Origin of the sequence: Rhodococcus gannanensis, assembly GCF_042681175.1 — a bacterium.
In the GTDB taxonomy this organism is placed as follows: Bacteria; Actinomycetota; Actinomycetes; order Mycobacteriales; family Mycobacteriaceae; genus Rhodococcus_G; species Rhodococcus_G gannanensis.
The window spans coordinates 473,983-482,777 of the sequence record NZ_JBHUFB010000012.1; the positions used below are offsets into that span (position 1 = coordinate 473,983).

Below are 8,795 nucleotides of genomic sequence, written 5' to 3' on the forward strand. Positions count from 1 at the left end.
GCCCCGAGGGGTGGAATCGCGTCGGCTATGCGAGGCCGGTCTCGACCTCGTCACGGACCCGCAGCGCCGCCGCACGCAGCGCCGACACGGTCGGGCCCGCCTTGAGAACGTCACGAGAAGTGTTGGGCAGCAACAGTTCTCGTGAACCCTCGAAAATGTCGGCGAGATCACGCACGGTCGCGCCCTGCGCACCGAGACCCGGAGCGAGGATCGGTCCCGTGAACTCGGACAAATCGAGACCGTGACCACGCGTCGCACCGACGACCAGGCCGATCGTGTCGTTGCCGTCGCGGTTCTGCGCGACGGCGGCGTCGACGATCGACTGCGCCACCGACGGCCCCCCGGCCGTCAGCGACTGCTGCAGTCCACCGCCCTCCGGGTTGGAGGTACGAGCCAGCACGAAAAGGCCCCTGCCGGTCTCCCCGGCCAGCGTGACGGCCGGGTCGAGCGCACCGAAACCCAGGTAGGGCGAGACCGTCACGGCGTCCGAGACGAGCGGTGAGCCGTCTCCCAGCCATGCCTGCGCGTACGCGGACATCGTCGATCCGATGTCGCCCCGCTTGGCGTCCGAGACGACCAGCGTCCCGGCCTCCCGCAACGCGGCGACGGTCCGCTCGAGGACCGCGAAGCCCGCCGAGCCGTACGCCTCGAAAAACGCCACCTGCGGTTTGACGACGGCGACCTCTCCCCCGAACGCCTCGACGCAGATGTCCGAGAACCGTGCCACCCCGTCCGCAGTCCGCGGCAGGCCCCACGCGTCGAGGAGAGGCGGATGCGGGTCGATGCCGACACACAGCCGGCCCCGGTTCCGGACCGCGGTCCGGAGCCGGTGACCCCAGCTGTGTTCGGTCACGAGGCCGTCTCGCGCAGCACCGCGTGCAGGTCCTGCAGGGAGCGGACGCCGATGTCGCCGCGAATGCCCGCCTCGATGCCCTGGACCGCCGCCGAGGCGCCCTGGACGGTCGTGATGCACGGGATGCTCGCCGACACCGCGGCCGCGCGGATCTCGTAGCCGTCGACGCGCGGACCCGAGTTGCCGTACGGGGTGTTGATCACCATGTCGACGTCACCGGCCTTGATCTGGTCGACGATCGTCACCGCACCCTCCGGCAGCACCTCGCCGGACGCCTTGTGCACGGTCTCGCACGGGATGCCGTTACGCCGCAGCACATCGGCCGTCCCCTCGGTCGCGAGGATCGAGAACCCGAGGTCGGCGAGACGCTTGACGGGGAACAGCAGCGACCGCTTGTCCTTGTTGGCGACGGAGACGAAGACCTTGCCGCTGGTCGGCAGCGATCCGTAGGCGGCGGTCTGGCTCTTCGCGAACGCGGTACCGAAGTCCTTGTCGATACCCATGACCTCGCCCGTCGACTTCATCTCGGGGCTCAGCAGCGTGTCGATCCCGGTACCGTCCGCACGCCGGAAGCGGTTGAACGGCAGCACCGCCTCCTTGACCGCGATCGGTGCGGTCATCGGCGCGTCGAGGCCGTCGCCGGACTCGGGCAGGATGCCGGCCGTCCGCAGGTCCGCGATCGACTCGCCGAGCATCACCCGGGCACACGCCTTCGCGAGCTGCACCGCCGTGGCCTTGGACACGAACGGGACCGTGCGGGACGCGCGCGGGTTGGCCTCGAGGACGTACAGGATGTCGTCCTTGAGCGCGTACTGGACGTTGAGCAGGCCCTTCACTCCGATGCCCTTCGCGAGCGCCTCGGTGGACCGGCGGACGTTCTCGAAATCGGCGCGGCCGAGCGTGATCGGCGGCAGCGCGCACGCCGAGTCACCGGAGTGGATGCCGGCCTCCTCGATGTGCTCCATCACGCCGCCGAGGTACACCTCGGTGCCGTCACAGAGCGCGTCGACATCGATCTCGACGGCGTCGTCGAGGAACCGGTCGACGAGCACCGGGCGGTCGTCCGAGATCTCGGTGGCGCGGGAGATGTAGTCCTGCAGCGACTCCTCGTCGTACACGATCTCCATGCCGCGACCGCCGAGCACGTACGACGGCCGCACCAGCACCGGGTAACCGATGCCGGCGGCGATCTCGCGTGCGCCGTCGAAGGTGGTCGCGGTGCCGAACTTCGGCGCTGGCAGGCCGGCCTCGGTGAGGACGCGACCGAACTCGCCGCGGTCCTCCGCGAGGTCGATGGCCTCGGGGCTGGTGCCGACGATCGGGACGCCCGCCGCCTTGAGGCGCTTGGCCAGGCCCAGCGGGGTCTGACCGCCGAGCTGCACGATGACGCCCGCGACGGTGCCCGACGCCGACTCGGCGCGGTACACCTCGAGCACGTCCTCGAAGGTCAGCGGCTCGAAGTAGAGGCGATCGGCGGTGTCGTAGTCGGTGGAGACGGTCTCCGGGTTGCAGTTGACCATGACGGTCTCGTAGCCGGCCTCGGACAGCGTCAGCGCCGCGTGCACGCACGAGTAGTCGAACTCGATGCCCTGACCGATGCGGTTCGGACCGGAACCGAGGATCAGGACCTTCGGCTTCTCCCGCTGCTCGGCGACCTCGGTCTCCGCGTTCGGGTCGAGCTCGTACGTCGAGTAGTGGTACGGCGTCTTGGCCTCGAACTCTGCGGCGCAGGTGTCGACCGTCTTGTAGACCGGGTGGATCTTCAGCTCGTCGCGCATCGCCCGGACCGCGTCCTCGTCCGCGAACTGGCCGGGGCGCAGCGCGGCGATCTGCCGGTCGGACAGTCCGTGGTACTTGGCCTGACGCAGCGTCAGCTCGTCCAGGTTCTCGGCGGCCCGGATCTCCTCGCCGAGCTCGTGGATCTGCTGGAACTGGTCCAGGAACCACGGGTCGATCTTCGTGGCGTCGAACAGCTGCTCGACGGTGGCGCCGAGCGCGAACGCCTTCTGCAGGCCGTACATGCGGCCGTCGTGCGGGACCTTCAGCTCCTCGAGCAGGGCGTCGAGGCTCTCGCCCTCGACCTCGGGTCCGGTCCACCAGCCGGCGCGCTTGGTCTCCAGCGACCGCATGACCTTGCCGAACGCTTCGGTGAAGTTGCGGCCGATGGACATGGCCTCGCCGACCGACTTCATCGTGGTGGTCAGCGTGCCGTCCGCACCGGGGAACTTCTCGAACGCGAAGCGCGGCGCCTTGACGACGACGTAGTCGAGCGTGGGCTCGAAGCAGGCAGGCGTCTCCTTCGTGATGTCGTTGACGATCTCGTCGAGCGTGTACCCGATGGCCAGCTTGGCAGCCATCTTCGCGATCGGGTAGCCGGTCGCCTTCGACGCCAGCGCCGACGAGCGGGACACGCGCGGGTTCATCTCGATGACGACCAGGCGGCCGTCCGTCGGATCCATCGCGAACTGGATGTTGCAGCCGCCGGTGTCCACGCCGACCTCGCGCAGGATCGCGATCGAGAGGTCGCGCATCTCCTGGTACTCGCGGTCGGTGAGGGTCATCGCCGGAGCGACCGTGACCGAGTCGCCCGTGTGGACGCCCACCGGGTCGACGTTCTCGATGGAGCAGACGATGACCACGTTGTCGCGGCCGTCGCGCATCAGCTCGAGCTCGTACTCCTTCCAACCGAGGATCGACTCCTCGATCAGCACGTTCGCAGTCGGCGACGCGGCGAGGCCACCACCGGCGATCCGGTTGAGATCGTCGATGTCGTAGGCCATGCCGGAACCGAGACCGCCCATGGTGAAGGACGGGCGCACAACCACCGGGTAGCCGAGCTCGGCGACCGTGTCGTGCACCTCGTCCATCGTGAAGCAGACCCGCGAGCGCGCGGACTCGCCGCCGACCTTGGCGACGATGTCCTTGAACTTCTGCCGGTCCTCGCCACGCTGGATGGCGTCGAAGTCGGCGCCGATCAGCTCGACGTCGTACTTCTCGAGGATGCCCTGCTCGTGCAGCGCGACGGCGGTGTTGAGCGCGGTCTGGCCGCCGAGGGTCGCGAGGACCGCGTCGATCTTGTGGCCCTTCTCCGCCTCGCGGGCGATGACCTTCTCCACGAACTCCGCCGTGATGGGCTCGACGTAGGTCGAGTCGGCGAACTCGGGGTCGGTCATGATCGTGGCCGGGTTCGAGTTGACCAGGGAGACCCGCAGGCCCTCCTCGCGCAGTACGCGGCACGCCTGGGTGCCCGAGTAGTCGAACTCGCAGGCCTGGCCGATGACGATCGGTCCGGAGCCGATCACCAGGATGTGCTGAAGATCTGTGCGGCGTGGCATTACTTCTTGGCTCCTTCGAGCAGGCTGGTGAAGCGGTCGAACAGGTACGCGGCGTCGTGCGGCCCGGCCGCGGCCTCGGGGTGGTACTGCACGGAGAAGGCGGATCCGTCGAGCAGACGGACACCCTCGACCGCACCGTCGTTGGCGCAGGTGTGACTCACCTGGGCGCGACCGAACGGGGTGTCGAACTCCTGGCCGGCCTCGCCCTCGAGCGCGAAGCCGTGGTTCTGCGCGGTGATCGCGATGCGGCCGGTCTCGTGCTCGACGACCGGGATGTTGATGCCGCGGTGGCCGAACTTCATCTTGTAGGTGCTCAGGCCGAGCGCGCGGCCGAGGATCTGGTTGCCGAAGCAGATGCCGAACAGCGGCAGGCCCTGTCCCAGCACCTCCTTGGTCAGGTGCACGGCGCCGTCCGCGGTGGCCGGGTCGCCCGGGCCGTTCGAGAGGAACACGCCGTCGGCGCCGAGGTCGAGGATCTGCTCGAGGCTCGTGGTGGACGGAAGCACGTGCACCCGGATGCCGCGCTCCGCGAACATCCGCGGGGTGTTGGTCTTGATGCCGAGGTCGATGGCGGCGACCGTGTAGCGCGCCTCCCCGCCGGCCGGCTCGATGACGAATCCGGAGTCCGTGCTGACCTCGCGGGCGAGGTCGGCGCCGAGCATCGACGGCTGGCCCTGCACGGCGGCGAGCATCGTCGCGTCGTCGGCGAGCGCCGATCCGGAGAACACGCCCGCCTTCATCGAACCGCGGGTGCGCAGGTGCCGGACCAGTGCGCGGGTGTCGATGCCTGCGATGCCGACGACGCCCTGTGCGACGAGCTCGTCCTGCAGCGACCCGGTGGCGCGCCAGCTGGATGTGCGGCGCGAGGGGTCACGCACGACGTAGCCGGCGACCCAGATCTTGTTGGACGGGCCGGACGCCTGATCGCCCGCGGACAGCGCCTCGCCGTCCTCGCCGTTCCAGCCGGTGTTGCCGATCTGCGGCGCGGTCGCGACCACGATCTGGCGGTGGTAGCTGGGGTCGGTCAGGGTCTCCTGGTAGCCGGTCATGCCGGTGGAGAACACCGCCTCGCCGAGGGTCCGTCCGACGGCGCCGAACTCGACGCCCCGGAAGATCCGTCCGTCCTCGAGGACCAGGGCCGCGGGCCCACCATGCACGATGCTCACGCTTTCTCTCCGTTCACCCAATGCGGGTACACACTCTTGTCGTCTCCGCGGAATCCGGTGTCGATCTCCGTCCCGGTGGGCAGCTCCCACCGGATCACCAGGACTCCGTCCTTCGTCATGACCTTGCCCGCGAGTCCCCGCTCGGTGCGGATCGCGCGGATCGACTCCTGCGGAATCCAGATCGGCGACTCACCGTCGCGCTCCATCAGGATTCCGTGCTCGTAGCGGGCGAGGTCGCAGTTCGCACGGTGACCGAGGTCGCCGACGGCGATCCGGTCCTGCCAGCTCGGGGCCAGAGTGCTGCCGACGTACAGCCCGGTGCTCGGCGCGATCAGCTGGGCGCCGAGGTCCGCGGGCACCGCGGGCAGTTCCCCGACCCGGTCTCGCTGGCGCTTGCCGCGCCCCTTCCAGCCCCAGAACATCAGCGCGACGAGCAGCAGCCAGAACAGCGCGAAACCGACGGTCAGCCACACCCGGTCCCAGCTCATCGCTGCACCTGCCCGTCGAGGACGGTGGGCCGGCCGCGCAGCAGCGTCGCGGTGACCTTGGCGCCGAACGTCATCGCCTCGAACGGGGTGTTGTTCGAGATCGACGCCAGCTCCGGGCCGCGTACCGTCCACTCGCGGTTCGGGTCGACCAGCGTCAGGTTCGCCGGCTCGCCGACGGCGATCGGACGGCCCTGGTCGTGCAGGCCGACGATCTCGGCGGGCCGCTCGCTCATCACCTTCGCGACACCACGCCAGTCCAGCAGTCCCGGCTCGACCATCGTCTGCGCGACGATCGCGAGGGCCGTCTCCAGCCCCAGCATGCCGGGCCGGGCCTGCGAGAACTCACAGCACTTGTCCTGCTCGGCGTGCGGGGCATGGTCGGTGCCGACGCAGTCGACGGTGCCGTCCGACAGCGCCTTCCGCAGCGCTTCGACGTCGGAGCGCTCCCGCAGCGGCGGGTTCACCCGGTTCACGCCGTCATAGGTCTCCAGGCGCGAGTCGTCGAGCAGCAGGTGGTGCGGGGTGACCTCGGCGGTGATCGCGATCCCCTGGCCCTTCGCCCACTTCAGCAGTTCGACGGTGCCCGCCGTCGAGGCGTGGCAGATGTGCACGCGGGCGCCGGCGTCACGCGCGAGGATCGCGTCCCGGGCGACGATCGACTCCTCCGCGGAGCGCGGCCAGCCGCCGAGACCGAGGCGGGCGGCCGTCGGGCCCTCGTGGGCGACGGCGCCGACCGTCAGCCGCGGCTCCTCCGCGTGCTGCGCGATCAGCACGCCGAGCGCGCTGGAGTACTCGAGCGCACGCCGCATGAGCAGCGGGTCGTACACGCAGTGACCGTCGTCGGAGAACATCTTCACCTGGCCGACGCCCGCAGCCATCGTCGCCATCTCCGCGAGCTGCTTGCCCTCGAGTCCGACCGTGACCGCGCCGACCGGGTGCACGTCGACGAGGCCGACCTCCTGGCCGCGACGCCACACGTGGTCCGTGATCACGACGGAGTCGGCGACCGGACTGGTGTTCGCCATCGCGAACACCGCGGTGTAGCCACCGAGAGCGGCTGCGGCAGAACCGGACTCGATGGTCTCGGTGTCCTCGCGACCGGGCTCGCGCAGGTGGGTGTGCATGTCGACGAAGCCGGGCAGCAGCACCTGGCCCGCGGCGTCGATCACGGTCGCGTCGTCGGCGGTCAGGCCGGTGCCGATCTCGACGATCTCGCCGTCCCGGACGAGCACGTCCGTCGGCTCGCCCTCGCCGTAGAGCCGGGCACCTGTGATGAGAACTTCTGCGACGCTCACAGCGCGGCCCCCGCCTCGGTACCGACGAGCAACCCGAACAGGACAGCCATACGGACGTGAACTCCATTCGTGACCTGCTGCAGCACAGCAGTTTTCGGTGAATCGGCGACTGCCGACGCGATTTCCATACCGCGCAGCATCGGACCGGGGTGCAGGACCACCGCGTGTTCCGGCAGCAGCGCCATCCGCCGCTCGTTCAGTCCGTAGGTGATCGAGTACTCGCGCGGCGACGGGAAGAACCCGCCGTTCATCCGTTCCGCCTGGACCCGCAGCATCAGAACCGCGTCTGCGCCGGGCAGCTCGGCGTCCAGCGAGTGCGACACCGTGACCGGCCAGCCGGACACGCCGACCGGGAGCAGCGTCGGCGGTGCGACGAGCACGACCTCGGCGCCGAGCATCGACAGCAGGAAGGCGTTCGACCGCGCGACCCGGCTGTGCAGGATGTCGCCGACGATCAGGATCCGCTTGCCCGCGATGTCCCCGAGTCGCTGACGCAGGGTCAGTGCGTCGAGCAGCGCCTGCGTCGGGTGCTCGTGGGTGCCGTCGCCCGCGTTGATCACGGCCGGTCCGCCGCCGTTGCCGTCGCCGGTCCACTCGGCGATCCGGTGCGCGGCACCGGAGGCGGGGTGACGGACGATCAGCGCGTCCGCGCCTGCCGCATGCAGGGTCAGCGCGGTGTCGCGCAGCGACTCCCCCTTGCTGACCGACGAACTCGACGCGCTGACGTTGATGACGTCGGCGCTCATCCACTTGCCCGCGACCTCGAACGAGACGCGGGTGCGGGTGGAGTTCTCGAAGAACACGGTCATCACGGTGCGGCCGCGCAGAGTGGGGAGCTTGCGGACCTCACGTCCCAGCAGCGCCTGCTGGAATCGTTCGGCCTCGTCGAGCAGTCCGGTGGCCGACGCAGGGGTGAGGTCGGTGACCGAGAGCAGGTGCTTCACTGGGCGTTTTCCTCGTTGTCTCCGCTGCTGAGGGTGACGGCGTCGACGCCGTCGTGCTCCTCGAGCAGCACCTGGACGTCCTCGCTGCGTGCGGTCGGCACGTTCTTGCCGACGTAGTCGGCACGCAGGGGAAGCTCGCGATGCCCGCGGTCCACCAGGACCGCCAGTTGCACGGCACGGGGGCGTCCGAGGTCGCGCAGCGCGTCCAGCGCGGACCGGACCGAACGACCGGAGAACAGGACGTCGTCGACGAGGACGACGAGGGTGCCGTCGACACCGCCGTCGGGCACGGAGGTCCGTTCGAGGGGCCGGTGCGGCTTGGTCCGAAGGTCGTCTCGGTAGAGCGTGATGTCGAGGGATCCGACCGCAGGGCGGACTCCCGAGAACTCCTCGATCCTCACCGCGAGGCGGTGGGCGAGGGTGGTGCCGCGAGTGGGGATGCCGATCAACACCACACGGGGCGGATCGGTCTCCGCGTCGAGTGCGGTCTTCTCGATGATCTGGTGCGCGATCCTGGCGATCGTGCGACCGACGTCGGCAGCGGAAAGCAACTCCCTGACGGGAGGCGTGTGAGCCGACGATTCGGGCGTGGACAACTGGACCTCCTTCTCCGCCTCTCTGGACGGGTCGTTAAAGGATGTCTGACGCCGCTCAGACTATCAGCGGGGGCGCCTCGGACCCGAACCCACACAGGGTGTCCTCAGCCACAGCCAC

Annotated in this window: 7 protein-coding genes; all 7 read right to left on the reverse strand. The window is 69.6% G+C overall.

Translation table 11 applies throughout. From position 1 onward, the window contains the following. Positions 1-25 precede the first annotated feature (25 nt). From pyrF to pyrR, 7 genes are read right to left on the reverse strand one after another with little or no spacing between them, the layout of a single operon-like run. A complete protein-coding gene (gene pyrF, locus ACFSJG_RS16950; RefSeq protein WP_378486389.1) occupies positions 26-853 on the reverse strand; it encodes an orotidine-5'-phosphate decarboxylase in 828 nt (275 codons plus the stop codon). Then, entirely contained in the window at positions 850-4,188 is a 3,339-nt protein-coding gene (carB, locus tag ACFSJG_RS16955) for a carbamoyl-phosphate synthase large subunit (RefSeq protein WP_378486390.1), read from the reverse strand. Before carB ends, pyrF begins: the two co-directional genes overlap by 4 nt. Beyond that, the gene (gene carA, locus ACFSJG_RS16960; RefSeq protein WP_378486391.1) at positions 4,188-5,354 is read right to left on the reverse strand and encodes a glutamine-hydrolyzing carbamoyl-phosphate synthase small subunit; all 1,167 of its coding nucleotides are present in this window, start codon (positions 5,352-5,354) and stop codon (positions 4,188-4,190) included. The genes carB and carA overlap by 1 nt, the downstream gene beginning before the upstream one ends. Beyond that, entirely contained in the window at positions 5,351-5,842 is a 492-nt protein-coding gene (locus ACFSJG_RS16965) for a PH-like domain-containing protein (protein ID WP_378486392.1), read from the reverse strand. The genes carA and ACFSJG_RS16965 overlap by 4 nt, the downstream gene beginning before the upstream one ends. After that, positions 5,839-7,137, reverse strand: a complete 1,299-nt coding sequence (locus tag ACFSJG_RS16970) for a dihydroorotase (protein ID WP_378486393.1) — start codon at positions 7,135-7,137, stop codon at positions 5,839-5,841. Before ACFSJG_RS16970 ends, ACFSJG_RS16965 begins: the two co-directional genes overlap by 4 nt. Beyond that, on the reverse strand, positions 7,134-8,081 hold the full coding sequence (locus ACFSJG_RS16975) for an aspartate carbamoyltransferase catalytic subunit (protein ID WP_378486394.1): 948 nt from the start codon (positions 8,079-8,081) through the stop codon (positions 7,134-7,136). The genes ACFSJG_RS16970 and ACFSJG_RS16975 overlap by 4 nt, the downstream gene beginning before the upstream one ends. Next, positions 8,078-8,677 (reverse strand): bifunctional pyr operon transcriptional regulator/uracil phosphoribosyltransferase PyrR, encoded by a 600-nt coding sequence (gene pyrR, locus ACFSJG_RS16980; protein WP_378486395.1) that lies wholly within the window; start codon positions 8,675-8,677, stop codon positions 8,078-8,080. The genes ACFSJG_RS16975 and pyrR overlap by 4 nt, the downstream gene beginning before the upstream one ends. Between the last annotated feature and the right edge of the window lie 118 nt (positions 8,678-8,795).